The organism is Caballeronia sp. EK (assembly GCF_014384845.1).
Classification (GTDB): Bacteria; Pseudomonadota; Gammaproteobacteria; order Burkholderiales; family Burkholderiaceae; genus Caballeronia; species Caballeronia jiangsuensis.
In genome coordinates this window covers 397,717-424,226 of record NZ_JACSUE010000006.1, presented here as the reverse complement: position 1 = coordinate 424,226, position 26,510 = coordinate 397,717, and the positions used below count along the sequence as shown (strand labels likewise).

The 26,510-nt window shown below is 63.5% G+C and carries 19 protein-coding genes and 1 pseudogene; 11 read left to right on the top strand and 9 right to left on the bottom strand.

The genetic code is table 11. The features are described 5' to 3' along the window. Positions 1-616: 616 nt before the first annotated feature. From IAG25_RS20445 to cobA, 3 genes are all read right to left on the bottom strand, one after another. Positions 617-1,747 (bottom strand): CmpA/NrtA family ABC transporter substrate-binding protein, encoded by a 1,131-nt coding sequence (locus IAG25_RS20445; RefSeq protein ID WP_187606464.1) that lies wholly within the window; start codon positions 1,745-1,747, stop codon positions 617-619. Positions 1,748-1,760: 13 nt separating this feature from the next. Continuing rightward, positions 1,761-2,333, bottom strand: a complete 573-nt coding sequence (locus IAG25_RS20440) for an ANTAR domain-containing response regulator (protein ID WP_035509819.1) — start codon at positions 2,331-2,333, stop codon at positions 1,761-1,763. An 84-nt stretch (positions 2,334-2,417) separates the two neighbouring features. Then, a complete protein-coding gene (gene cobA, locus IAG25_RS20435; RefSeq protein ID WP_187606463.1) occupies positions 2,418-3,185 on the bottom strand; it encodes a uroporphyrinogen-III C-methyltransferase in 768 nt (255 codons plus the stop codon). Positions 3,186-3,787: 602 nt separating this feature from the next. Here cobA and IAG25_RS20430 point away from each other — a divergent pair. The 10 genes from IAG25_RS20430 (at position 3,788) to IAG25_RS20385 (ending at position 16,031) form a co-directional block, all read left to right on the top strand. Beyond that, positions 3,788-5,113, top strand: a complete 1,326-nt coding sequence (locus IAG25_RS20430) for an MFS transporter (RefSeq protein ID WP_187606462.1) — start codon at positions 3,788-3,790, stop codon at positions 5,111-5,113. Between the two features lie 12 nt (positions 5,114-5,125). Continuing rightward, positions 5,126-7,666 (top strand): nitrite reductase large subunit NirB, encoded by a 2,541-nt coding sequence (gene nirB / locus IAG25_RS20425; RefSeq protein ID WP_187606461.1) that lies wholly within the window; start codon positions 5,126-5,128, stop codon positions 7,664-7,666. 17 nt (positions 7,667-7,683) lie between these two features. Further along, on the top strand, positions 7,684-8,028 hold the full coding sequence (gene nirD / locus IAG25_RS20420; protein ID WP_035509869.1) for a nitrite reductase small subunit NirD: 345 nt from the start codon (positions 7,684-7,686) through the stop codon (positions 8,026-8,028). Next, entirely contained in the window at positions 8,025-9,287 is a 1,263-nt protein-coding gene (locus tag IAG25_RS20415; RefSeq protein ID WP_187606460.1) for an NAD(P)/FAD-dependent oxidoreductase, read from the top strand. The genes nirD and IAG25_RS20415 overlap by 4 nt, the downstream gene beginning before the upstream one ends. Positions 9,288-9,948: 661 nt before the next feature. After that, complete coding sequence (locus IAG25_RS20410) at positions 9,949-12,678, top strand: nitrate reductase (protein WP_187606459.1); 2,730 nt, start codon at positions 9,949-9,951, stop codon at positions 12,676-12,678. A 293-nt stretch (positions 12,679-12,971) separates the two neighbouring features. Next, on the top strand, positions 12,972-13,133 hold the full coding sequence (locus tag IAG25_RS20405; protein ID WP_187606458.1) for a hypothetical protein: 162 nt from the start codon (positions 12,972-12,974) through the stop codon (positions 13,131-13,133). Between the two features lie 191 nt (positions 13,134-13,324). Further along, positions 13,325-13,675 (top strand): hypothetical protein, encoded by a 351-nt coding sequence (locus IAG25_RS20400; RefSeq protein WP_035509828.1) that lies wholly within the window; start codon positions 13,325-13,327, stop codon positions 13,673-13,675. A 123-nt stretch (positions 13,676-13,798) separates the two neighbouring features. Then, complete coding sequence (locus IAG25_RS20395; RefSeq protein ID WP_035509871.1) at positions 13,799-14,146, top strand: hypothetical protein; 348 nt, start codon at positions 13,799-13,801, stop codon at positions 14,144-14,146. Positions 14,147-14,289: 143 nt separating this feature from the next. Then, positions 14,290-15,261: a hypothetical protein gene (locus tag IAG25_RS20390; protein WP_187606457.1), complete on the top strand. Its 972-nt coding sequence runs from the start codon at positions 14,290-14,292 to the stop codon at positions 15,259-15,261. Between the two features lie 143 nt (positions 15,262-15,404). Next, positions 15,405-16,031, top strand: coding sequence for a hypothetical protein (locus IAG25_RS20385; RefSeq protein WP_187606456.1), 627 nt, complete (start codon positions 15,405-15,407; stop codon positions 16,029-16,031). Positions 16,032-16,041: 10 nt separating this feature from the next. Here the strand turns inward: IAG25_RS20385 and IAG25_RS20380 are convergent, their stop codons facing one another. The 6 genes from IAG25_RS20380 to IAG25_RS20355 form a co-directional block, all read right to left on the bottom strand. After that, the gene (locus IAG25_RS20380) at positions 16,042-17,517 is read right to left on the bottom strand and encodes a heavy metal sensor histidine kinase (protein WP_187606455.1); all 1,476 of its coding nucleotides are present in this window, start codon (positions 17,515-17,517) and stop codon (positions 16,042-16,044) included. Continuing rightward, on the bottom strand, positions 17,514-18,227 hold the full coding sequence (locus IAG25_RS20375) for a heavy metal response regulator transcription factor (RefSeq protein WP_035509834.1): 714 nt from the start codon (positions 18,225-18,227) through the stop codon (positions 17,514-17,516). Before IAG25_RS20375 ends, IAG25_RS20380 begins: the two co-directional genes overlap by 4 nt. A 96-nt stretch (positions 18,228-18,323) precedes the next feature. After that, positions 18,324-19,790 carry an efflux transporter outer membrane subunit gene (locus IAG25_RS20370; RefSeq protein WP_187606454.1) on the bottom strand — a complete coding sequence of 489 codons (1,467 nt, stop codon included), beginning with the start codon at positions 19,788-19,790 and terminating at the stop codon, positions 18,324-18,326. Next, positions 19,787-21,028 carry an efflux RND transporter periplasmic adaptor subunit gene (locus tag IAG25_RS20365; protein WP_187606453.1) on the bottom strand — a complete coding sequence of 414 codons (1,242 nt, stop codon included), beginning with the start codon at positions 21,026-21,028 and terminating at the stop codon, positions 19,787-19,789. The genes IAG25_RS20370 and IAG25_RS20365 overlap by 4 nt, the downstream gene beginning before the upstream one ends. A gap of 21 nt (positions 21,029-21,049) precedes the next feature. After that, complete coding sequence (locus IAG25_RS20360) at positions 21,050-24,235, bottom strand: efflux RND transporter permease subunit (RefSeq protein WP_187606452.1); 3,186 nt, start codon at positions 24,233-24,235, stop codon at positions 21,050-21,052. A 344-nt stretch (positions 24,236-24,579) separates the two neighbouring features. Beyond that, positions 24,580-24,864, bottom strand: a complete 285-nt coding sequence (locus tag IAG25_RS20355; RefSeq protein ID WP_187606451.1) for a DUF4148 domain-containing protein — start codon at positions 24,862-24,864, stop codon at positions 24,580-24,582. Between the two features lie 264 nt (positions 24,865-25,128). On the opposite strand from IAG25_RS20355, the pseudogene IAG25_RS20350 reads away from it, so the two are divergent. After that, positions 25,129-26,460 (top strand): annotated as a pseudogene (locus IAG25_RS20350) (Nramp family divalent metal transporter). Positions 26,461-26,510: the final 50 nt, after the last annotated feature.

Below are 26,510 nucleotides of genomic sequence, written 5' to 3'. Positions count from 1 at the left end.
CCGTTGGCGTGTCGGTCTATTAGCACTGCCCCTCCCCGGGGCGGGGGTCACTTTCTTTGCTGCTGCAAAGAAAGTAACCAAAGAAAGCAGCTCGTTCAGGCCCGCGGTCACACGCACGTTGGCCATGCTTGCCAGCCCGCGGTGGCCCTCGCCTAAGTGTCGCCCTCACAGGCCCAATCGGCTTGGCTCGCGCACGGTCTGCCGCCCGAGAGGTTTCAGCGTGCTGGTTCAGCACCAAAGAGCTTCGGCACAGCGCTACGCGCTGCCGTTGGGTATGCGAGGGGAACCTTCGAAGAAGCGCGCGCGCACCCGATTGACCCATCGGCCGCGAAGCGGGCCGGAGCTCTTTGGTGCTGAACCAGTGAGGCAAAACATTTGGAGCGTCAGACCGTGCGCGGTCCAAGCCCTTATCTGCTTGTGGGGGCACTCGCTACTGCCGGGCCATTCAGCCAATCGCCTGTGCCGCGGCCGGTGTGAAGTGCTTAGGCTGGGGATAGCTGTTTCTTTGGTTACTTTCTTTGCAGCAGCAAAGAAAGTGACTGCCGCCCCGCACAGGGGCAGTGCTAATAGACCGACGCGAACACGGGATCCGGCGAAAAAAAATCGCGACCACCCCCTAAGCGCGCATTTCGAACCCCGCAAGATACCCCGCCGCATCGCGGCCATCCCATACGCGACCATCGCAAAAGGTGGCCGAGCGCCGCTCGTCAGGCAGCGCAATACCCGCCCCCCGCGCCGCGTCGCGATAAAGCGCGGTCTGATTGACGCTCGCCGCGATGCCCCCATCGTCGATATCGGCGTCGAGCATGCCCCACCGCCGATACTGCGTGATGAACCACACGCCATCCGACACGCGCGGATAGTTCACCGCGCCGCCATCGAAGAAGCGCACCGGCAGCGCGCGCGCATCGCCGCCGTTCGCTGCGGCAAGGCGCGGCTCGATCAGCGCGCGCGGCACGCCGAGCAATTCCGGCGACGCCAGCGCCTCCGCGATCTCCGAACGATGGTCGCCCGCATCGAGCCACGCGCACGCGTCGAGCATCGTGCGCACGAGCGCGCGCGCCGTCGCCGGATAAAGCGCCGCAAAATCGCGCCGGCACGCGAGCACCTTCTCCGGATGATCCGGCCAGATCTCGCTCGTGTACGCGATCGTTTTGCCCGCGCCGCCGGCCTCGGCCACCGCATGCCACGGCTCGCCCGCGCAGAAGCCGTCGAGCGCGCCCTCGACGAGCGCATCGGCCATGCGCGGCGGCGGAATCACGACGCTCTGAACATCGCGCAAAGGATGCACGCCGTGCGCCGCGAGCCAGTAGTAGAGCCACATCGCGTGCGTGCCCGTCGGAAACGTCTGCGCGATGACAGGCGGCCGCCCGAGCGATGCCAGCGCTTCCTTCACGCTCGCGCCGCCGCCAATCGCCTCGGCGAGCGGGCGCGACAGCGTGATCGCCTGACCGTTGCGATTGAGGACCATCAGCACCGCCATGTCCGCCTGCGGCCCGCCGATGCCCAGTTGCACGCCATACACGAGCCCATAGAGCGCGTGCGCGGCGTCGATTTCGCCGGAAAGCAGCTTGTCGCGCACGGCGGCCCACGACGGCTGGCGGCACAGCTCGATCGTGATGCCGTGGCGTGCGCCGAGTTCGCGCAATGCCGCAACGGCGAGCGGTGCGGCATCGGAGAGGGCGACGAAGCCGAGCCGCAGATGCGTGCGCTCGGGCGCGGGAGAAGTCGTGTCGGGGGAGTTCATAGGTTCCGTGGCGCTAGAACAGATCGGACAGCGCAATCAGTTGACGCGCGATCTCCGCGACCTTCACGCCCTGATCCATCGCGCGCTTGCGGAGTGCCGCGTAGGCATCGTTTTCGGACATGCCGCGCTTGTCCATCAGGAGACGCTTCGCGCGGTCGATGACCTTGCGCTGCTCCAGTTCGTCCTCGACTTTCGCGAGACGCTGGCGCAACTGCGCTTCATGCGCGAAACGCGCGAGCGCGACTTCGATGATCGGTGCGAGCCGCTCGGGCGCGAGCCCTTCGACAGAATACGCGGTGACGCCCGCGCCGACCGCCGCGCGAATGAATTGCTGATCCGCGTCGTTGCTGAACATCAGCACGGGACGCGGCGCGGCCTTGTTCATTACGGCGAGCTGTTCGAGCGTATCGCGCGAGGGCGATTCGGTATCGATGATCACGACATCGGGCTTCTGGCTCTCGACGGCCCGGTGCAACGCCGACGGCGCGGCGACTTCGGCGAGCATGTCATAGCCCATGCGTGCGAGTTGCTCGCGCAAATCGCCGATGGGCTTGTCGGTGTCGGTGACGAGAAGAACGCGAAGCATGCGGGCAGCGGAAGAGGTCATGCGAAGAACGGCAACAGCGGCTGATACGACTTTAGCGCGCCGCTTGCCGTTTGAGAACCTGCTTCACGCGGCATGGGCGAAACCTTTGGCGCTTGCAGCCTGCGCCGTGAATTCAGCCGCTTCTCCAATCGCGCCGCCGATGAGAATCACCGCCGGACTGCCGAGACCGGCGGCCGTGGCTTCGTCGGCGAGACGGTCGAGCGTCGTGACGAGCCGCTTCTCTTGCGACGATCCCGCGTTCTGCACGACAGCGGCGGGCGTGCTCGCGCTCAGCACGTCGAGCAACGATGCCGTGAGACTCGCGATGCGGCTCATGCCCATATAGATCGCGAGCGTGGTGCCGGTGGCAGCGAGCGCGGCCCAGTCGGGCTGACTGTGATCCTGCATGTGCGCGGTGATGAAGGTCACGCCCTGGCAATGATCGCGATGCGTGAGCGAGATGCCGAGTCCCGCCGCCGCCGCGAAACCCGATGACACACCATTGACGATATCGACCGGAATATGCGCTTCACGCAATGCGGCGATCTCTTCGCCGGCGCGGCCGAAGAGCAGGGCATCGCCGCCCTTCACGCGCACCACATGCAGACCCTTCTTCGCATAACGCTGCATGAGGCGCTGAATGAACGCTTGCGGCGTGGACTTGCAGCCGCCGCGCTTGCCGACGCGAATCACGCGCGCATGCGGCGCAAGCGTGACGATATCGGCGTTGGCCAGATCGTCGACCAGCAGGATGTCGGCGGCGGCGAGCGCTTTCGCGGCGCGCAGTGTCAGCAGGTCGAGATCGCCGGGACCCGCGCTTAACAGAGTGACTTTGCCTTTGATGGTGCTCATCGTTGTTTACCTGTTCGGCGAACGTGCGTATATGAGGCGCATCGGCGCGGCAAACGCCGACAGCGTCCGCTCGTGTCGCTGCACGAAGGGACGCCTTTGTCCTTGCTCTTCCGATTCGAGATGCCGCGAACGCCGTTGCCCGCAGTGCCTTTCTCAATGCAATAAGCGGGCCATTGCGTGAAACAGGCACCGGTCCGCGTGCGCCGCACTATGCTCGTGCGCGTTTCGCCAGACGCGGCAGCGCTTCGGCGCGAGCGTGCCTCGTTCGAACGAACCGGTTGGTACAAAGATTCGTGCACGACTTCGCACGTCACCGGTGCTGCGTCGCACCATCACTGTGCCCGTCTGCATCGAAACACGTCGCGCAGCGCGTGCGCCCTGGCAGTGCATGAGTCCTGCAAAGCCATACGCAGCAAGGCTTTCAGGCCGATGCCGCGCGCATGGCATAGCCCTTGCCTTATGTTTCGCCATCGGATCAACGGCGATCCGTCCTGAATACAGCGCCCGGCAGGTGAATACGTGCGGGCTTCGGACAACGGCGTCCCCTGCATCGGCTTCCCGGTCGAATGCGCGGGACGCCTTTCTTTTTTTGCGGAAAGACGATGGACAAAGCCACCCGGATCGATCTCTTCAGCATGCGCAGCGCGCCGATGCGCGCCTTCCATCTCACATGGATGGCGTTCTTCGTGTGCTTCTTCGCCTGGTTCGCATGCGCGCCGTTGATGCCGCTCATCAAGCGCGAATATGGTCTCACGGCCGATCAGGTCGCCAATATCAATATCGCGGCCGTGGCCGTGACGATTCTGGTGCGCCTCGTCGTCGGTCCGATGTGCGATCGTTTCGGGCCGCGCAAGGTGTATAGCGCGCTGCTGCTCGCGGGTTCGGTGCCCGTGCTCGGCGCGGCGTTTTCCACGGGCTACGACAGCTTCCTGTGGTGCCGTCTTGCGATCGGCGCAATCGGCGCGAGCTTCGTCATCACGCAGTACCACACGTCGGTGATGTTCGCGCCGAACGTCGTCGGCACCGCGAACGCGACGACGGCAGGCTGGGGCAATGCAGGCGCGGGCGCGGCGCAGGCGATCATTCCGCTGTTCGTCGCGGCCGCGATCGCGCTCGGCACGGGCGAAGCATCGGCATGGCGTGTCGCGCTGATCGTGCCGGGCATCGCGATGCCGGTGATGGCCTTCTTCTACTGGCGCTATACGCAGGACTGCCCGCAAGGCGATTTCGCGACGCTGCGTCGCGCGGGCATCGCCATCGACGGCGGCAAGAAGGGCGGCTGGCAGAGCTTCGTCACCGCATGCTCGAACTATCGCGTGTGGATGTTGTTCGTGACCTATGGCGCGTGCTTTGGCGTCGAAGTGTTCATCCACAACATGGCAGCGATCTACTACGTCGATCATTTCGATCTTACGCTCGGTCAGGCGGGCATGGCGGCGGGCAGCTTCGGCCTGCTCGCGCTCTTCGCACGCGCGCTCGGCGGCTGGCTCTCCGATAAAGCCGCCGCGAAGAAGGGCCTCGATATCCGCGCGACGCTGCTGTTCGCACTGATCGCGGGCGAAGGCCTCGGTCTCTATGCATTCGCCCATGCGCCGAGCGTCGTGCTCGCGATCGTTTCGATGCTCGTCTTCGGCCTCTTCACGCACATGGCGTGCGGCGCGACTTACGCGCTCGTGCCGTTCATCGATCGCCGCGCGCTCGGCGGCGTGGCCGGCGTGATCGGCGCGGGCGGCAACGTCGGCGCGGTCGCGGCGGGCTTTCTGATGAAAGGGCTCGGCAACGCCCAGGCGACGCTCTCGATGCTCGGCGTGGTCGTCGCGGGCACGGCGCTGTGCGCGCTCGCGGTGCGTTTCTCGCCCGAACACAAGGCACGCGAAGCGGCGTTGCGCGAAAGCGCGCTCGCAGCCAACAACGTCATTGCAAACTGAGGAAGGCCCGTCATGAAAATCGTCGTCATCGGCCACGGCATGGTCGGCCACAAGTTCCTCGAATGTCTCGCCGAGAGCGGCAATGAAGCGCTGCACGTGACGGTGCTGTGCGAAGAACCGCGCGCCGCATATGACCGCGTGCATCTGACCGAGTTTTTCACGGGCAAGAGCGCGGATGATCTTTCGCTCGTCGAAGCAGGCTTCTTCGAGCGCTCGGGCTACGCGCTGAAGCTGAACGCGCGCGCGGTCGCCATCGATCGCACGGCGCGCACGGTGACGGCTTCGACCGGCGAAGTGCTGCCGTACGACAAGCTCGTGCTCGCGACGGGTTCATACCCGTTCGTGCCGCCGGTCGAGGGCCGGGACCGCGACGGCTGCTTTGTGTATCGCACGATCGAAGATCTCGAAGCGATGCAGTCGTTCGGCGCGCGCTCGAAGACGGGCACGGTGGTCGGCGGCGGCCTGCTCGGTCTCGAAGCGGCGAAGGCGCTGCGCGACATGGGCCTCGAAACGCACGTGATCGAATTCGCGCCGCGTTTGATGGCCGTGCAGGTCGATGACGGCGGCGGCCGCGTCTTGCGCGCGAAGATCGAAGAGCTCGGCGTCACGGTTCATACGGGCAAGAACACGCTCGCGATCGTCGAGGGCGAGGGCGCCGCGAATCGCATGAATTTCGCCGATGACACGCATCTCGACACCGACATGATCGTGTTTTCCGCGGGCATTCGTCCGCGCGACGACATCGCACGCGCCGCGGGTCTCACGATCGGCGCGCGTGGCGGCATCGTGATCGACGACACGTGTCGCACGAGCGACGCCGATATCTTCGCCATCGGCGAATGCGCGTTGTGGCAAGGCCAGTTGTTCGGCCTGGTCGCGCCCGGTTACGACATGGCGCGCATCGTCGCGAAACAGATCATCGGCGAGGAAGCGGCCTTCGCGGGTGCTGACATGAGCACGAAGCTCAAGCTCATGGGTGTTGATGTCGCGAGCATCGGCGATGCGCATGGCAAAACGCCCGGCAGCCGCACGTATCAGTACAGCGACGAGCGCAAGCAGGTCTACAAGAAGATCGTCGTGTCCGACTGCGGCAAGTTTCTGCTGGGCGGCGTGATGGTCGGCGATGCCACCGAATACGGCACGCTCCTGCAGATGATGCTCAACAGGATCGAGCTGCCCGAAGCGCCCGAGTTTCTGATCCTGCCTTCGAGCGATGGCAAGGCGAAGCCCGCGCTCGGCGTCGAGGCATTGCCCGATGGCGCGCAGATCTGTTCGTGCAACAACGTGAGCAAGGCGGAAATCTGCGCGGCCGTCTGCGCGGGCGCGACGAGCATCGGCGCGATCAAGTCGTCGTGCAAGGCAGGCGCGTCGTGCGGCGGCTGCGTGCCGCTCGTCACGCAGGTGATGAAGTCGGAGATGAAGCGGCAAGGTCTCGCCGTGAACAATCATCTTTGCGAGCACTTCCCGTATTCGCGTCAGGAGCTGTATCACATCGCGCGTGTGGAAGGGCATCGCACGTTCGGCTCGCTGCTCGCGAAACACGGCAAGGGGCGCGGCTGCGATATCTGCAAGCCGGCGGTCGCGAGCATTCTCGCCTCGTGCTGGAACGAGTTCGTGCTGAAGAAGGAGCACGCGAGCCTGCAGGACTCGAACGATTACTACCTCGCGAACATTCAACGCGACGGCACGTATAGCGTCGTGCCGCGCATGCCGGGCGGCGAAGTGACGCCCGATGGTTTGATCGCGGTCGGGCAGGTCGCGAAGAAGTACGGTCTCTATACGAAGATCACGGGCGGCCAGCGTGTCGATATGTTCGGCGCGCGTGTCGAGCAGTTGCCGTTCATCTGGGAAGAGCTCATCGCGGCGGGCTTCGAATCGGGTCATGCGTACGGCAAGGCGCTGCGCACGGTGAAGTCGTGTGTCGGCTCGACGTGGTGCCGCTATGGCGTGGGCGATTCGGTCGGTCTCGCAATCGAACTGGAGAACCGCTACAAGGGCCTGCGCACGCCGCACAAGATCAAGTTCGGCGTGTCGGGCTGCACGCGCGAATGCGCCGAGGCGCAAGGCAAGGACGTCGGCGTGATCGCGACGGAAAAGGGCTGGAATCTTTATGTCTGCGGCAACGGCGGCATGAAGCCGCGGCATGCCGAACTCATCGCATCCGATCTCGATCACGACACGCTCGTGCGCTATATCGACCGCTTCCTGATGTTCTACGTGCGCACGGCGGATCGCCTGCAACGCACGAGCGTGTGGCGCGACAACCTCGAAGGCGGCCTCGATTATCTGATCGACGTGGTCATCAACGACAAGCTCGATATCGCAGACGAACTCGAAGCGGAGATGCAACTCGTCGTGGATACCTACGAGGACGAGTGGAAGAAGGCCGTCACGGACCCGCATACGCGCAAGCGCTTCCGTCACTTCGTCAACAGCGAACAGGGCGATGCGAACGTGACCTTCGTGGAAGAGCGCGGCCAGATCCGTCCCGCGACGGTCGAAGAACGCAGGTCGAAGTTGAACGATATCCCCGTCGTAGTCGAAACCGTCTGAACCCTGGAGAAATGATCATGAACGACCGCATCGAACAGGACTGGACCGCCGTTTGTGAACTCGACGACATCGTGCCCGATACAGGCGTCTGCGCGCTCGTGAAGGGCACGCAGGTCGCGGTGTTTCATCTCGCGGGCGAAGAATCGACGCTGTACGCGATCGACAACTACGATCCGCATTCGCAGGCCGCGGTGCTCTCGCGCGGCATTGTCGGGAGTCTGGGCGAGCGCATCGTCGTCGCATCGCCGATCTACAAGCAGCACTTCGATCTGCGCACCGGCGAATGCCTCGAAACGCCTGAGCTATCGGTCAGCGCATATCGCGTGAAGGTCGCGGGCGGCAAGGTGTGGGTCGCGGCATGAAGACCGAATATGCGGTTGCGGGCATGGCGTCGTTGCGCGATACCGCGCCGCGCCAGCGGCTCGTCGTCATCGGCAACGGCATGGCGGGGATGCGTACGGTCGAGGAGCTGCTGAAGATCGCGCCCGGACTGTACGACATCACCGTGTTCGGCGCCGAGCCTTACGGCAACTACAACCGCATTCTGTTGTCGCCGGTGCTCGCGGGCGAGAAGTCCGTCGACGACATCATTCTCAATACGCACGAATGGTACGACGCGAACGGCATCACGCTGCATGCGGGCGATGCGGTCGTCGGGATCGATCGAGCGCGGCGCATCGTGCGTTCGCAGAACGGCGTCGAAGTCCGTTATGACCGCCTGCTGATCGCGACCGGCTCGAAGCCTTTCATCATTCCCGTGCCTGGCTGCGATCTTCCCGGCGTGATCGCGTTTCGAGACATTCAGGATGTCGAAACGATGCTCGAAGCGGCGCGCGATCATCGACATGCGGTGATTATCGGCGGTGGCCTGCTCGGGCTCGAAGCGGCTAACGGATTGCAGCGGCAGGGCATGTCGGTGACGGTCGTGCATGCGGGCGAGAGCCTGATGGATCGTCAGCTCGATGCGACTGCATCCGCGTTGCTCAGGCGTTCGCTCGAAGCGAAGGGCCTGCGTTTCGCGATGGCCGCGCAGACCACTGAAATCGTCGGCGAGGAGCGCGTGCGCGCGGTGCGTTTCGCGGACGGCACGCAGATCGACGCGGACCTCGTCGTGATGACGGCGGGTGTGCGGCCCAACATCGCGCTTGCGAAAGAGGCCGGTTTGCATTGCGAGCGCGCGATCGTCGTCGATGACACATTGCAGACTTTCGATCCGCGCGTTTATGCGGTGGGCGAATGCGTGCAGCATCGCTCGGCGACCTTCGGTCTCGTTGCGCCGATCTGGGATCAGGCGCGCGTGGCGGGGGCGCATCTCGCGGGTGCGGGGCATCGCCGGTATGTGCAGCGCGCGACTGCGACCAAGCTGAAGGTGACGGGCGTCGATTTGTATTCGGCCGGCGATTTCATCGGTGGCGACGATAGTGAGGATCTGGTGTTGCGTGATCCGCGCCGGGGCGTGTACAAGCGCCTCGTGCTGCAGGCGGGGCGTTTGATTGGTGCGGTCCTTTATGGCGATGTGAAGGACGGTGGGTGGTACTTCGATCTGATTCAGAACCGCGTGGAGGTGTCGCATTTGCGGGGCAAGCTTCTCTTTGGCAAGGTTCTTTGTGAAGCGGGGTAGAGCGATTCAGGGTTGTCGGCGGATCCCGTATTCGCGTCGGTCTATTAGCACTGCCCCTCCCCGGGGCGGGGGTCACTTTCTTTGCTGCTGCAAAGAAAGTAACCAAAGAAAGCAGCTCGTTTAAGCCCGCGGTCACACGCACGTTGGCCATGCTTGCCAGCCCGCGGTGGCACTCGCCTAAGTGTCGCCCCCAAAGACCCAGTCGGGCTTGGCTCGCGCACGGTCTGACGAGCTAGTTGTTTTTGGGCGCTGGTTCAGCACGAAAGAGCTTCGGCACAGCGCTACGCGCTGCCGTTGGGTGTGCGAGGGAAACCATCGAGAAGAAGCGCGCGCGCACCCGATTGACCCATCGGCCGCGAAGCGGGCCGGAGCTCTTTGGTGCTGAACCAGTTTGTTCTGTGGTGCGATGAGTCAGACCGTGCGCGGTCCAAGCCCCGCGAGACCTTCGAGGGCACTCGCTACAGCCGGGCCATTAGGCCAATCGTCTGTGCCGCGGCCGGTGTGAAGTGCTTAGGCTGGGGATAGCTGTTTCTTTGGTTACTTTCTTTGCAGCAGCAAAGAAAGTGACTGCCGCCCCGCACAGGGGCAGTGCTAATAGACCGACACGAACACGGGATCCGGCAAAAAAACCCCGGATAGCCAACCAAGAGAGACGCAGAACATGACCATCATCCCGATAGAATCCGCGTCTGTCAAAACGACGTGTCCATACTGTGGCGTAGGCTGCGGCGTGAAAGCGTCGCCGAAGAACGCGACGGAAGTGACGATTGCAGGCGATGAATCGCATCCGTCGAACTTCGGCCGCCTGTGCGTGAAGGGCTCGGCCCTCGGCGAGACGGTCGGACTAGAAGGGCGCCTGCTCGAACCGAAACTGCGCGACAGGCACACGGGAACACTTTCCGACGTCTCATGGAACGATGCCCTCGGCACCGTCGCGAGCGGCTTCGCGCGCATCATCGCCGAGCATGGTCCCGATGCGGTCGCGTTCTATGTATCGGGTCAGTTGCTCACCGAGGACTACTACGTCGCCAACAAGCTGATGAAGGGCTACATCGGCAGCGCGAACATCGATACGAATTCGCGGCTGTGCATGTCGTCGTCGGTAGCGGGACACAAGCGCGCATTCGGCGAAGACCTCGTACCCATGAACTACGAAGACCTCGAACTCGCCGATCTCGTCGTGCTGGTCGGCTCCAACACGGCATGGTGCCATCCGATTCTCTTTCAGCGCATCGTGAAGATGAAGGAGAAGCGGCCGGAAATGAAGATCGTCGTGATCGATCCACGCTATACCGCGACCTGCGAAATGGCCGATCTGCATCTGCCGCTCAAGCCCGGCAGCGACGTGCGGCTCTTCAACGGTCTGCTCGCATTCCTCGCGGAACATGGCGCGACCGATGCCGCTTTCGTCGATGCGCATACTCACGGTTTCGATGCCGCGCTCGCCGCTGCAGGGCCCGCCGACCTCGCGCAAACCGCGAAGGACTGCAAGCTCGATCAGCACGACCTGATGGCGTTCTATCGCCTGTTCGCACGCACGGAACGCGTGGTGACCGTCTATTCGCAAGGCGTGAACCAGTCGAGCGCGGGCACCGACAAGGTCAACGGCATCATCAACTGTCATCTGGCGACGGGGCGCATCGGCAAGCCGGGCATGGGGCCGTTTTCCTTCACCGGCCAGCCCAACGCGATGGGCGGCCGCGAAGTCGGCGGCCTCGCGAATACGCTCGCCGCGCATCTCGAGTTCGGCGATCCGCTGCATGGCGAGATCGTGCAGACGTTCTGGAATTCGCCCGCGATTGCAGAGCGCGCCGGATTGAAGGCCGTCGAACTGTTCGATGCAATCGAGTCCGGCCGCGTGAAAGCAGTGTGGGTAATGGGCACCAATCCGGTCGTGAGCCTGCCCGACGGCGATCGCGTGAAGCGTGCGCTCGAAAAGTGCGAGCTCGTGGTGAGCTCGGACATCATCGAAAAGACCGATACCAACGCATTCGCCGACGTGCTGCTGCCCGCGCTCGGCTGGGGCGAGAAGGACGGCACCGTGACGAACTCGGAGCGGCGCATCTCGCGTCAACGCGCGTTCATTCCTGCGCCGGGCAAGGCGCGCGCGGACTGGCGCATCATCTGCGACGTCGCAACGCGCATGGGCTTTGAAGACTTCGCTTTCGCGGGTCCGCATGAGATCTTCGACGAGCACGCGAGGCTCTCGGCGTATCGCAACGATGCGTCGACGGGCGTGCACCGCGCGTTCGACATCGGCGGTCTCACTGGCCTCGATCGCGCGCAATACGATGCGTTGCAGCCTACGCAATGGCCGCTGCGTTCCGTGCAGGAAGGAAGCATTGCGAGGCTCTTCGAAACGGGCCGCTTCAGTTACGCGGACGGCCGCGCGCGCTTCGTCCCGACAGCGCCGCGCGATCCCGTCAACGCGCCCGACGAAGACTATCCGCTCGTGCTCAACACCGGCCGCGTGCGCGATCAATGGCACACGATGACGCGCACCGGCCGCTCCGCGAAACTCGCGGGACACGTCAGCGAATCGTTCATCGACATGCATCCGCAAGACGCGCTCGCATGCGGCGTGCGCGAAGGCGAACTGGCGCGCGTGTCGAGCCGCTGGGGTTCCATGATCGCGCGCGTTCAACACGGCGGCGGCATGCCGCGCGGCAGCGTGTTCGTGCCGATTCACTGGAACGATCAGGTCGCCTCGGATGCGCGCGTCGGTGCGGTGGTCAATCCCGTCGTCGATCCCGTTTCGGGCGAGCCGGAGTTCAAGCACACGCCGGTCGCGATCGAGAAGTTTCACGTCACGTGGCACGGCTTTTCGCTGTCGCGCGCCGCGCCCGATCTCGACATGGTCACGCACTGGACGCGCGTGCACGGCGCACATCACATGCGCTACGAGATGGCGGGACGCAATCGCTTCGATACGTCGCATGGCGATCATCACGACTGGGCGCGTGCGCTCTTTCATATCGACGATCGGCACGCGGACTGGATCGAATACGAGGACAAGAGCGCAGGCGTGTATCGCGCGGCGCATGTGGTGGATGAGCGTATCGAGAGTTGCGTGTTCATCTCCGAGCGGCCCGATCTGCCCGCGCGCGCATGGCTCGCAACGCTCTTCGAAAAGGACCGGCTCGACGACGAGGACCGCGCGAGTCTTCTGCTCGGCCAGCCGATCGGCAAAGGGGAGGACACCGGGCCGACCGTGTGCTCGTGCTTCGGCGTCGGACGCAATACGATCTGCAATGCGATCCGCGACAAGGGACTGAAAACCGCCGCGGAGATTACGTCGTGCGTGAAGGCGGGCGGCAACTGCGGGTCGTGCGTGCCGGAACTGAAGAAGCTCATCGTCGAGACGGAGATGGCGCGCCTCAGCACGGTCTGACCTTTGCGCGTCTACCTTACAAGCGCGGGCGCAAGTCGCCCGCTTTTTTCGTTCAAAAGCCTTCCCACTATACGGGTGAACCCTTGAAACCCCCCGGAAACAGGGCGTTTGCGGGGTGTCACCCGGCTCGAATGAGGGGTGGACCACCAAATTTCTCACGAATTGTTACGACGTGAAATGTAATGTTGGTTGTCCCACGCAGCGCCCGCTTCATCTTCCGTAAAGTCACATCAAACGCAGGCAATTGAAAGACCAAAGCCTGAGAAAACATAAGAAGTGACACGGGGATTGCGATGAAGAAGAACGCAAATCAAATCGACCAGGCGGAAGACCAACGCGCCACGATCCGCTCGACGGAAGCCAGAAGCCCGTCGCAAGCACACATCGACCTGTTGCACGAACGACGACTTCCGCTGATGGAAGTCCGCGACGTTCGCGCATCGCACTGCTCCTGACCGGTTAGCCCGCGCCCAAGGCGCGTCCCATTTCAAACGCTCGCTGATTTTTCACGCTGGTTCGCCGAAGTGAAATTCAGGCAGGCGTTTGAAATAGGAATACTAACTAAATGAATTACTCGCTGTGCCCGCTACATACCGGCGTCGATGTAGCTGGAATTGACCGTGCGCCTACACTTGGAGACTTCAACATGCAACGCAAACTGATCGCAGCAGCAGCCGTCCTCTCCCTCGTTTCCGCCGCTGCTTTCGCAACGGGCACGAACTCCAGCTCGAGCTCGACGTCGGGCGGCAACACCGCGGCAGCCGTGTTCGGCTACGGTTCGTTCACCGCAACGAACGCCGGCATCGCCAACGGCAATGCATCGGCACTCGCTGGTCAAGGCTTCGGCGTGACGGGCAACGCGACCAACGCGACGACCGGCCACATCAACACGTCGTCGGCTGGCGGCAAGGGCTTCGGTGGCTCGACGGCAACGGGCACCTCGGGCGCCGACGCTGCTGCGAACGCCTGGAGCAAGCTGGGCGGCGGCTGGCGTTAAGCACGCGGCGACGGAGGGCGGACTTCGCCGCAACGGGGTTCGCTGATCCGCAACCGACGTGCCAGTAGTTCAAACAACAAATAACGAAATCCAATCTTATTTATTCGATAAGGAATGCAAATCATGAAACGCACTCTGATCGCTGCTGCACTGCTCTCGTTCGTCTCCGTCGCCGCGATGGCCACGACCACGAACTCCAGCTCGTCCTCGACCTCGGGCGGCTCGACCTCCGCTTCGGTCTCGGGTTTCGGCCATTTCACCGCCAGCAACTACGGCACGGCCAACGGCAACGCGCAATCGATCGCCGGCAACGCATTCGGCGTGACGGGCAACGCCACCAACGCCACGACGAGCCACACCAACACGTCGAACGCGGGCGGCTTCGGTCACGGCAACGCACAAGCGGGCGGCACCTCGGGCGCGGATGCAGCGGCCAATGCATGGAGCAAGCTGGGCGGCGGCTGGCGTTAAGCCGGCCTCAGAGCCCAAGGCAGAGGCGGCGTCATGACGAGCGCGTGCTCGCGGAACTCCGCCTTTGCCGAACCCTATAAAAAAACTCTAAGTCGTCCGGGACCGTCATGCGCTGTGAGGTCCCCTTTCTTCCGGAGCACCAAATGAACAAGACCACTTTGCAATTGGCATGCGCGGTTCTGTTTTGCGCCGCACAACTGGCCCACGCCGATACCACGGCCAATTCCTCGTCGGGCTCGGTGTCGGGTTCGACGTCCACGGGCATCGGCCAGGGCGGCGGTTCGAGCCTGAACAACATCGGCACGTCGGCGAACTCGACGGCCAACACCAGTTCCAATTCGTCGTCGGTGGGCGGCCTCGGCGTCGCGACGGCGAGCGGCGGGCGTTCGTCGGCACAGGGCGGTTCGTCGAACGTGAACATCTCGCTGTCGATGCCGCAGCTCACGAACTCGGGCACGGATGCGAGCGGCACCGACGCGACCAACAAGGCAGCCACGGGCCCCGGTTCGAGCGCCTTCGACACGCGCACGACGGTCGACTACAACCAGAGCTCGTACTCGGTGCGCACGACGCCGTCGATCGCCGCCCCCGCGCTCACGACGACGCTCTCCGACACCTGCATGGGCTCGGCGAGCTTCGGCCTGTCGATCACGGGCTTCGGCGCGACCGGCGGCACGACGCTCGTCGATCAGGCTTGCGTACGCCGTCTCGATGCACGCGAATTCCGCGCAATGGGTCTGACCGATGTCGCGCTCGCACTCCTGTGCCAGAGCGACGCGAACCGCCGCGCAGTCGAAGCGACCGGCCATCTGTGCCCCGGCACGACCACGCCGCTCGCGAAGTCGGGCGCTGACGCAGTGCTGTCGGACGACGAAAAGTATCGCGATCCGCTGATCCGCGAGCGCCTCGGCCTGCCGGTGACCGCCGCGAACAATCCGGAAGTCAATCTCAAGTCGCAGGACGCCGCGAAGCAGGCTCAGCCGGCGCCCGCGAAGCAGGTCGCGCAACCGACGCCGGTCGCAGCGCGCGTGTACGATCATTCTGATGGTGCAAACGGCGTCGAAGTCGCGAGCACGCCCATCGGCGAGAAGATCGAAGTCTCGCTGGTGAAGTGAGGAAGCAGCAGGTTCGATGGCAAAGTGGTGCCGTGGAACTGTAGAGACGCGCCTGGGTAGCCAGGCCGTCTCTCCCTTTGAAGGGTTGGCTCTGAAAGACTGGTCCCGGAGAGTCAACCCTCGTTTTCCCGCTGAGGCATGCGATGAAGAGTCACAAGAAAATGGCGGCCATCGCGCTCGCGGCGAGTGCGGCTGTGTCGATGATGCCGTCGAGCGCGCACGCCGATGCCAGCGCCGGCGTGATCTGGGCCGCGAACCCGGCAGGCGTGCAGCCGATGCCCGGTGCGCAGGCGCTCGCGCTCCTGCCTTCGAGCGGCTACGTGCCCTTGCAGAGTTCGGGCGGCAAGTGCCTGCTCGTCGCGCGGCGCGGCACGCAGATCGTCGCGGTGGAATTGTCGCCGCTCACGAACGGCGCGAAAATCGTCGGCTGGAAGCCGCAGGAAATCGACATGAGTACGCTCACGTCGAAGTGGGGTTATACGCCGCCGAAATCATCGGTCGATACGAAGAGCTTCGGCAATCCCGTCACGAACGCGATGTCGGAACAAGGCAAGACCGATACGTCGAAGGGCGGATCGTATGCGCGCGCGAGCAGCTGGGGCAACGGCAACGTCGAAGCCCATAGCAGTGCGATCGCGTCGGCTTCGGGCGAGACGGAAGCTGCCGGGTCCGTGACGGTGAACGGCAAGACGTATCGCAAGTACAGCCATTTCAAGCCGGCGACGGCCGAAGCGCCGGTCGCAGCATCGGACGAATACTTCTGTCAGTGACGCGCGCGCGTCATGTCGTCGCGGACTTCGTTTCGACGACCGGCGGCACGGGCAAGGCTACTTCCTCCGCGGTCCGGGGTTCATTGCCGAAACGCGCGACCGAGAACGAGAACGTGTTGATGCCGTGCTCGCTCGTCGCCGACACCGTGCCGCGATGCATCTCCGCCACTGCCTTCACGATGGCGAGCCCGAGGCCGTGATTCTCGCGGCTGTTCGTGCGTGAACTCTCCGCGCGATAGAAGCGGTCGAAGAGATGCTCCTTCACGTGCGGCTGGATCAGCTCGCCCGGATTGGCCACCGCGATACGGATGCGCCCATGCTCGCGCATGATCGACACGGAAATGGTCGCGCCCGGCGCGCAATGCTGGATCGCGTTCATCACGAGATTGGACAGCGCGCGTCCGAACAGCGACGTGTTGACGAACGCGCGTGCATCGCCGCTTGCGACCGCGCGAACCTGCGCTTCCTCCAGCGGGATTTCCAGAAACTCGAGCGTCCGGTTGATCTCGGCCGCGAGCGACACTTCGACGAGTCCGGTCGCGCGCTCGCCCTGATCGGCGCGGGCCAGAAACAGCATGTCGTTGATGATCGCGCGCACGCGCTCGAATTCTTCGAGATTCGATTGCAGCGTATGCCGCAATTCATCGATCGAGCGGTGGCGCGTCAACGCCACTTCGGTCTGACCGATGAGGATCGTGACCGGCGTGCGCAGCTCGTGGGCGACATCGGCGTTGAAGGATTCGAGCCGGCCGTATGCGTGATCGAGCCGTTCCAGCGCGCCGTTGAAGGACTTCGCGAGATCGTCCAGCTCCATCGGCAACGCGCGCGTGTTCAGGCGTTGCGAGCGATTGTTCGGGCTCAGCTTGGATGCATCGCGTGTGAGACGCGCGAGCGGTGCGAGGCCGAGACGCGCGACCGAATAACTCAGCAGCAGCACCGCGACGGTCGATAGCGCCATGAACGCCGCCAGCGCGAGACCGAAGGCGCGCATCGTATGGACGTTCGGCGAGCAATCGATCGCGACGAAGAGTTGCAAGGGCGGACGGTCCGCGTTCGGCGGAATCGTCAGCGTGGTCATCAGCATGTCGTAGGCGCGGCCTTCGGGACGAAAGCGCACATAGCCGCCCATCACGCGTTTGGTGATGTGGCCCGCGGGTGGCGAGCCGTATTCGAAGCGCGGATCGTTGCTGGAGACGGCGAAGAGCGTGGAACCGTCGCGCGGCGTGATGTCGGCGAGCTTCTCCTTCGCGATCTTCCATTTGTCCGGGTTCGATACATGCGTGACGATGAGCCGCGCGACTTCCGCGCGGTTGTCGAGCGAGTCGCGCAGATGCTGCTCCAGTTGCACGCGCAGCACCAGAAAGAGCCCCGAGCCGACGAGCGAAAACACGAACAGGGCGACGAGCGCGAACATCACGGCGAGTCGCCGCGAGATGGAGCGCTGCGTGCGCGGTTCGTCCGAAGATGATGCCCACTGCATGTTCATGATGGTCTCGCGTCTTCCCTTGCATCGCGCGTGTCGCGGGCTTCGCGCACTTCGAGCACATAGCCCATGCCGCGCACGGTATGCAGCAGTTTCGTGCGGAACGGTCCGTCGAGTTTCGCGCGCAGCCGCTTGATCGCCGTTTCGACGACGTTCGTGTGGCTTTCGAAATCGACTTCCCAGACGAGCTCGGTGATCGCGGTCTTCGAGAGAATGTCGCCGTGACGGCGCGCGAGCACGGAGAGCAACTGGAACTCCTTCGCGGTGAGATCGAGCCGCACGCCATCGCGTGTCGCGCGGCGGCCGATCAGATCGACATACAGATCGCCGACGGAAATGAGCGTCGATTCCTGCGCGCGCGTGCGGCGCGCGAGCGCATGCAGACGCTCGACGAGTTCGAGAAACGAGAACGGCTTCGTGAGATAGTCGTCCGCGCCTTCGCGCAGCCCGCGCACGCGATCGTTGATGTGATCGCGCGCGGTGAGCATGATGACCGGCGTGGATTTTTGCAGGCGCAGCGCCTTCAGTACCGAGAAGCCGTCGCGTCTTGGCAGCATCACGTCGAGCACGATCACGTCGTAGTCGTATTCGATGGCGAGATGCGTGCCTTCCTCGCCGTCCATCGCGATGTCGACGACCCAGCCTTGCTCGGTCAGCCCCGAGCGCAGGTAATCCACCACTTTGTGTTCGTCTTCGACTATCAGGACTTTCATGCCTGGCACCTGTGCGCGTTCAGTGTGTGTTTACCGTATTGTTCAAATGCCTACTATACGAGTCTCGCGGGCATCTTGCTTACGTTTCGATCGAGGTCAGCGCGCGGGCGGTTTGTCGGCTGCATTCGCCATTTCTTCGCCTTCTTGCGCCGCGTCATTCACGTTCCATCCGCCGCCCAGCGCCTTCACGAGCGCCACCGATACGGTGCGCTGCTGCCCGTGAATCTGCACGTCCTGGCGCTCGCTCGTGAGTAATTGCTGCTGCGCGGTGATCACATCGAGATAGGCGACGAGGCCGCCCGAATAGCGATCGTTCGCGAGCGACAGCAAGCGCCGCGCATCTTCCACCGCCGCGTGCGACTGGTTCGCCGCGCCGTCGAGCACCGACAATCCGACGATGCCGTCCTGCACTTGCTGGAACGCGCCGAGCACGGTCTGCCGATAATTCGCGACGGCCGCGACATAGCCCTGATTCGCGAAGTCGACGGCGGCCGAGCGCCGTCCGCCATCGAAGACGACCTGGCTCGCCATCGTCCCGATGGTCCACAAAAGACTCGGCGCGGAGAAGAGGCTCGAGAACGCGGTGCTCTCCCATCCGACCGTGCCGTTCAACGTGAGGCTCGGAAAGAACGCCGCCTTCGCGACGCCGATCTGCGCATTGGCGGCGGCCATCGCGCGCTCGGCGGAGGCGACATCGGGCCTGCGCTGCAACACGTCGCTCGGCACGCCGAGTGGTATCGGCGGAAGCGGGCGCTCGGTCAGCGCGGGCGCAATCGAGAACTGCGGCGCGGGCGTGCCGACGAGCGCGGCGATCGCGTGCTCGAATTGCGCGCGCGTATTCAGAAGCAGTTGCGCCTGCACGCGCGTCTGGTCGAGCAGCGCCTGTTGCTGCAAGACATCGAGGCCGGATACCGCGCCCAGATCGTGTTGCGCTTTCACGTAGTCGAGCGCTTTGTTCTGAAGATCGACGGAGCGGTTCAGCACGTCGATTTCGGCATCGAGTTCGCGCATCGAGAAGTAGTCGCTCGCGAGATCGGTGGTCAGCACGAGGCGCGCGTTCGCGAGATCGTCGCGCGACTGATCCGCCGACGCACGCGCGCCTTCCACCTCGCGTCGAATGCGGCCGAAGAGATCGACATCGTAATCGACGGTCGGCGCGAGCTTCAGATCGTTCTGCACGGTCGAGCTGTTCGGCGTCGCGTAGTTGTTGACGGGCCGGTTGCGCGAAATGCGCGAGCGCGACGCGTTCGCGCCGAGATCGATTTCAGGCAGCGCGAGCGAGGACGTCTGCGCAAGCGTCGCGCGTGCCTGAGCGTAATGCGCGCTCGCGGCGGCGAGCGTCTGGTTTTGCGCGAGCGCCTGCGTTTCGAGGCCGGTCAGCGTGTCGTCGTCGAATGTCTGCCACCAGCCGAGCGCGAGCGGCGCATGCGAAGGCTCGCCCACGCGCCAGTACGAATCCGTCTTCCATGTCGGCGGCGTTTCGGCCACGGGCCGGCGATAGTCAGGCCCGACCGTGCACGCGGCGAGCATCGAAACGAGCGTGATGCAAAGCGCGGCTTTCATGATGTGGCCTTGTTACCCGAAGCAGGCTGCTGTTGCTTCTGCTGCGGCGCGATCACGACATGATCGCCATCCGCGACCGAATCGCTCGGGTTGATGATGACCTTGTCCGTCGCGTCGATGCCGCTTTCGATTTCGAGCGATTGCCCGAGATCCTGCGCGATCACGATCTTGTGCAGACGCACGTGCCCGTCGGCATCGACGACCGCGAGACGCGGGCCTTCCGAACGAAACAGCAGCGCATTGCCCGGCACCAGCAGGCGCGCATGCGCGGTCGCGGGCACCGCGACCTGCACATATGCGCCGGGACGCAGGCGGCCATCGGGATTCGGCAGCGTCACTTCGACCTGCAACGAGCGCGTGGGCACGTCGATCGCGCCGGAGATGTGCGTGATCTTGCCGTGAAACTGCTGGCCGGGCAGCTCCGCCTGCGAGACCGTCACGTCCTGTTCGAGCGAAACGTTCTGCGCATACGCCTGCGGCAATTGCACGAAGACGCGCAACGGATCGGACTGCGCGAGCGCGAAGAGCGCGCGGCTCGTGCCGCTGCCCGCATCGATGAGATCGCCCACATCGACATTGCGCTGTGTGACGACGCCCGCGAACGGCGCGACGATGCGCTTGAACGATTCGAGCTGGCGCAGGCGCTTCACGTTGGCATCCGCTGCGGCGAGGTTCGCGACGTCCTGGTTGTAGGTGCTTTGCCGTTCGTCGAGTTCCTGTTGCGACACCGCATCGCGCTGACGCAATTGCTGCCAGCGTTCGAGCGAGCTCTTGGCGAGACCGAGGCTCGATGCCGTCTGATCGCGTTGCGCGACCGCCTGCGCGAGTTCCTGATCGATCTCGGGCGTATCGAGATCGGCGAGCACCTGGCCTTGCTTCACGCGCGCGCCGATATCTACATACCAGTGCAGCAGATAACCCGTCGCGCGCGCATAGATAGGCGATTCGACGAAGCCGCGCAGCGTGCCCGGCAAGGTCGTTTCACCGCCGCCATCGGTTTGCGTCGGCAACACGACATTCACATACTGCTGCGCGTTCTGTTGCGTGCGCGAGGCGATCGAGCGGCTATGCAGCACGTCGGTGACGACGGTGCGCGCAGCGCCGATCGCGAGCAGCGCGAGCACGATGACGAGCGCGATCTTCGCGCGCTTCCATTCGACCTGGCGCGGCGGCAGCGCGGGTCCTTCGTTCGGGTCGCGAGCGGGAATCGCAAGCGATGCGTGGTTCTTTTCGGTCATGTTCGTCGGGATGCTGTGATGTCAGTGTTGGCCGCTGCTGTTTTCATGCTGCGCCGGGCCCTTGCGCGCGGCGCGGCGCGCGAGACGCGCATGGATGCCCGCAAACACGAGCGGCACGAAAAAGAGCGTGGAAACCGTGGCGAAAAGCAGGCCGCCGATCACGGCGCGGCCGAGCGGGGCGTTCTGCTCCGCGCCTTCGCCGAGACCGAGCGCCATCGGAATCATGCCGATGATCATCGCGAAGGCGGTCATCAAGACGGGGCGTATGCGGCTCGCGCCCGCTTCGAGCGCGGCGGTAAGCGGCGGCATGCCTGCGTTCAGACGCTGACGCGCGAACGACACCATCAGAATGCTGTTCGCTGTCGCGACGCCCATCGTCATGATCGCGCCGGTGAGCGCGGGCACGCTCAAATGCGTGCCGGTGAGAAAGAGCATCCAGATGATGCCGGCGAGCGCAGCGGGCAACGCACTTACGATGATGAGCGGATCGACCCACGACTGGAAGTTCACGACGATCAGCAGATACACGAGCACGATCGCCATCGCGACGCCGAGGCCGAGTCCGAAGAACGACGTGCGCATCGTTTCGACCTGGCCGCGCACGACGATCTGGCTGCCGCGCGGAAGCGTCTTGCGCGCTTCATCGACGAGATGATTCACCTGCCGCGCGACGCCGCCGAGATCGCGCCCTTCGACGCTCACGAAGAGATCGATCACGGGCCGGATGTTGTAATGCGTGACCACCGCGAACTGATTCTCCGGCGCGATCCGCACGAGATTGCCGAGCAGTTGCGTCGGGCCGTTGATCGATGCGGACACCGGCGTGCGCAGCAGCTCGTCGATCGACGAAATCTGATACTGCGGCGTCTGCACCGCGAGGTTGTACTCGACGCCATTGCGCGAATTGAACCAGAAGCCCGGCGCGGTTTGCGAACTGCCCGACAGCGAAACGAGCACGTTCTGCGCGACGTTGCTCGCGGAGAGATTCAGTTGTTGCAGGCGTGTGCGATCCATCTGCAGGTTGATCGCGGGTTCATCGAGCTTCTGCTGGATGTGCGTATCGACATTGCCGGGAATCATGCGGACCTGCTTCATCAGCTTGCTCGCGACTTCGAAATTCGCCTGCGCGTTCTGCCCTTGAATCTGCACGTCGATGGCGGCGGGCAGACCGAAGTTCAGGATCTGCGTGACGATGTCCGCGGGCTGAAAGAAGAACTCGACGCCAGGAAAGCGGCGCGGCAGCAGCGCACGCAATTCGTCGATGTATTTTTGCGTCGGCGCATGATCGGGATTGAGCGCGACCTGGATTTCGCCGTCGAGCGTGCCGATCGTTCCCGCGTTGCTGTACGAGAGATTGATGCCGCTATAAGGCAGGCCGAGGTTATCGAGTATGGTGGCGAGTTCGTCCTGCGGCACGATCTGGCGCACGACCTTTTCGACTTCATCCGCGAGACGCGCGGTTTCCTCGATGCGCGTGCCGGTCGGCGCACGCATGTGCATGCGGATATCGCCCGCATCGACGCTCGGAAAGAAGTCCTCGCCGAGCACGAAAACGAGCGCCGTCGAGAGCAGACAGAAGCCGAGAAAGAGCGTGGCGAACAGGCGCCTTTTCACGAGCAGCGTCGACAAAATGACGATATACGCGCCGCGCATGCGCTCGAAGCCGCGATCGAAGCGGCGATGCAAACGCATGAAGACATTCGGCTTCGCTTTCGCATCGGGCGCGTGGGCGTGCCCCATCAGAAGCATCGCGAGCGTCGGAACGAGCGTGCGCGACAGAATGTACGACGCGATCATCGCGAACACGACGGCTTCCGCGAGCGGCACGAACAGGAACTTGGCGACGCCGGTGAGAAAGAACATCGGCACGAACACGATGCAGATGCATAGCGTGGAAACGAGCGCGGGCACCGCGATTTCACCCGCGCCTTCCAGAATCGCGTCATGCAGATTCGTGCCCAGATGCAGATGCCGCTCGATGTTTTCGATCGTCACCGTCGCATCGTCGACGAGAATGCCGACCGCGAGCGCGAGGCCGCCCAGCGTCATGATGTTGATGGTCTGCCCGAGGGCATGCAGCACGATCAATGACGAGAGTATCGAGAGCGGAATCGAGATCGCGATGATGCACGTACTGCGCCAGTTGCCGAGAAAGAGCAGGATCATCGCGGCGGTAAGCGCGGCTGCGATCAGCGCCTCGCGCACCACGCCCTGCACGGCGGCCTTCACGAACACGGACTGATCGAAGAGCGCGCTGATCTTGAGATCGGGCGGCAACGACGCACGCGCTTGCGGCAAGAGGTCCTGCAGCGTGTTGACGATGGAGAGCGTCGACGCATTACCGTTCTTCAGCACCGATATCAGCACGCCGCGATGCCCGTCCTGCCGCACGATATTGGTCTGTGGCGAGAAGCCGTCGCGCACGTGCGCGACTTCGCGCAGATAAGTCGTCGCGCCGTTGATGGTGCGCACGGGAATATCGTTCAGACCCGCGACGGTCGCGGGCGAACCGTTCATGTTGATCGTGTATTCGCGCGGGCCGATCTTCGCGGTGCCGGTCGGCAGGATCAGGTTCTGCGCGTTGACGGCCTGCACGACATCGGTCGGCGTGAGCCCCTTGGCGAGCAGCGCGCGCGTATCGAGATCGACGGAGATGAGGCGCGTCTTGCCGCCATAGGGATAAGGCACGGCCGCGCCGGGAATCGTCACGAGTTGCGGGCGCAGGAAGTTGAGCGCGGTGTCGTTCAGGTCCTGCTCGGACTGCTTCGGGCTGGAAAGGCCCAGCTGGATCACCGGAATGCTCGACGCCGAATAGCTGATGACGAGCGGCGGCGTCGCGCCCGGCGGCATCTGCTTCAGTTGCGCCTGCTCGACAGCGACGGTCTGCGCGATCGCGGTCTGGATATTGGCCGTCGGCTGCAGAAAGAGCTTGATGATCGCGATGCCCGGCAGCGATTGCGACTCGATGTGCTCGATGTTGTTCACGGTGGTCGTGAGACTGCGCTCGTTGACCGACGTGATGCGATTGGCCATGTCCTGCGAGGACAGGCCCGTGTAGTTCCAGATGATGCTGACGACGGGAATATCGATTTCGGGAAGCACGTCCACCGGCGTCGTCAAAAGGACGAAGGGCGTCGCCAGCAGAATCATGATGGCCATCACGATGAACGTGTAGGGCCGCTTAAGCGCAACGTTGACTATCCACATTGAGTCGTTCGGAAGATGCTGGGGAAGGGCGCTGCGAAAGAGGCGAGTGCGGCGCGCGAGACGCAATGACGGAACGAGGCGTGCGGTTCGCCATCCGTGTCGCTATGGTAGTGGCCGGGTGCCAACGACAATATGACGTGAATATGGCGCGACTGTCAGATAAGGCGATTTGAAAGCAAGCTTGCGAAAGCGCGCGGTAGGAATGCGTGCTTGTTATTGAATAAGGGGGAATAGCGCAGCTTATGCGCCGGTAACTGTGTGTGCTGGAATGCAGCGAGACGGCGCGGGATCATTCGCGGTCGATGGGAGCCGCGCGTGTCTCTTCGATGAGAATGTCTGCTTGCTTATTGCGGCGTCTGGCCGAGCGGTGTCGTCGACATCGTGCGTCCGGAAGACGAACTGCCCTCCGTGGAAGCGCCATATGCGCTTTGCGTGCTGACCTTCGCTTCCGCTGCCTGGATGTCGGCGGGATAGAAGGCGTCGCGCTCGGACGGGTTATAGCCGGCTTGCTCGACGCGTTGCAGGTCCTGCCTGACCTGTGCGCGCGTCAGGCCGTCGGACTGTTGTGCGAGCGCGGTCAGCGGTGCGACGGCGAGCGCGATCATGGCGATGCGTGTGACCAGTTTCATGGCGTACTCCTCATGTGCGTGAAGGATGAACGCGGCGTGCGGGTGTGCGATTTGCAACGTCGGCACGCTTACCACAGCCACCACTGGATTCTATGTGTAGCACCGTGACGACATGCTGGCGATCAGATGGCGTTATCGTCAGATTGGAGCGCGCGCTGAACACGAGGAAGAAGCATCGAAGGGCTGTCTGAAATCGCGTGTGGCCGATGATAGACTCGCCCGCGAGAGCGGTTTGTAAGCCACTTAAAATCAGGAACCGATAAATTGCCTTTCAATCTGCCGACCACAGCCACCGCGCCGTTTTGTCCATCGGAAGTCAAGGGCTCGGTGGCCGTTTCGCCGGGCGCTCCGCTCTGGAAAAAGCTTTTGCAATTCGCGGGACCGGGCTTGCTCATTTCCATCGGGTATATGGACCCCGGCAACTGGGCTACGGACATCGAAGCCGGATCGCGTTATGGCTATAACCTGCTCTTCGTGGTCGTGCTGTCGAGTCTCGCGGCGATGGTGCTGCAATGCCTTTCCATGAGGCTTGGCATCGTCACGGGAAAGGATCTCGCGTAGCTTTCGCGCGAGCGCTATGCAAAGCCCGTCGCGAATGTGCAATGGATGCTGGCGGAGTTATCGATCATCGCGTGCGATCTCGCGGAAGTGCTCGGCGGTGCGCTCGCGTTTCACTTGCTGTTCGGTGTTTCGCTGATATGGGGCGTGGTGCTCACCGCATTCGATACGCTCATCGTGCTCGGATTGAAGGGCAAGAACTTTCGCGATCTCGAAGCGATCATGCTCGGGCTGATTGCGACGATCGGCGTGGGTTATGTCGTCGAGCTCGTGCTCGTCAAGCCGCATTGGCCTTCCATCGCCGCAGGGCTCGTGCCTTCGATTCACGCGTTGAGCGATCGCGAGCCGCTCTATCTCGCGATAGGCATTCTCGGCGCGACCGTGATGCCGCATAACCTGTATCTGCATTCCTCGATCGTGCAGACGCGCGTCGTGAATCGCGATGCGAAGAGCCTTGCTTCGGCGATCAATTTCTCGCGGCTCGACACCATCGTGTCGCTGGTTCTTGCGCTGCTCATCAATGCGGCGATCCTGATTCTCGCGGCATCGGCGTTCCATGCGACGGGGCACACGCAAGTCACCGAAATCGAGGATGCGTACAAGCTGCTTGCACCGATCGTCGGCACCGGGCTTGCCGCAGTTCTTTTTGCGGTGACGCTATTCGCGTCGGGACAAAGCTCCACGTTCACCGGAACCATCGCGGGGCAGGTGATCATGGAAGGGTTCCTGAACCTGAAGATTCCCTGCTATCAGCGAAGGTTCATCACGCGGGCGCTGGCGCTCGTGCCGGCGTTGATCGGCGTGTATGTGATGGGGAACGGCGCGGTCGGGAAGCTGCTCGTCGCGAGTCAGGTCGTGCTGAGCCTGCAGTTGCCGTTCGCGCTTTATCCATTGATTAGGATGACGAGCGATCGAAGCCTGATGGGGACGTTCGCGAACAAGCCGTATATGAAGCTTGTCGCGTGGCTGCTGTTCGTCGTGATCAGCGCGGCGAACATATGGCTCGTCGTGCAGACGGCGACGGAGTGGATTGGTTGATCGGATACGAGCGCCATGCACCGGTCACGTACATGGCGCGCCACCCACCT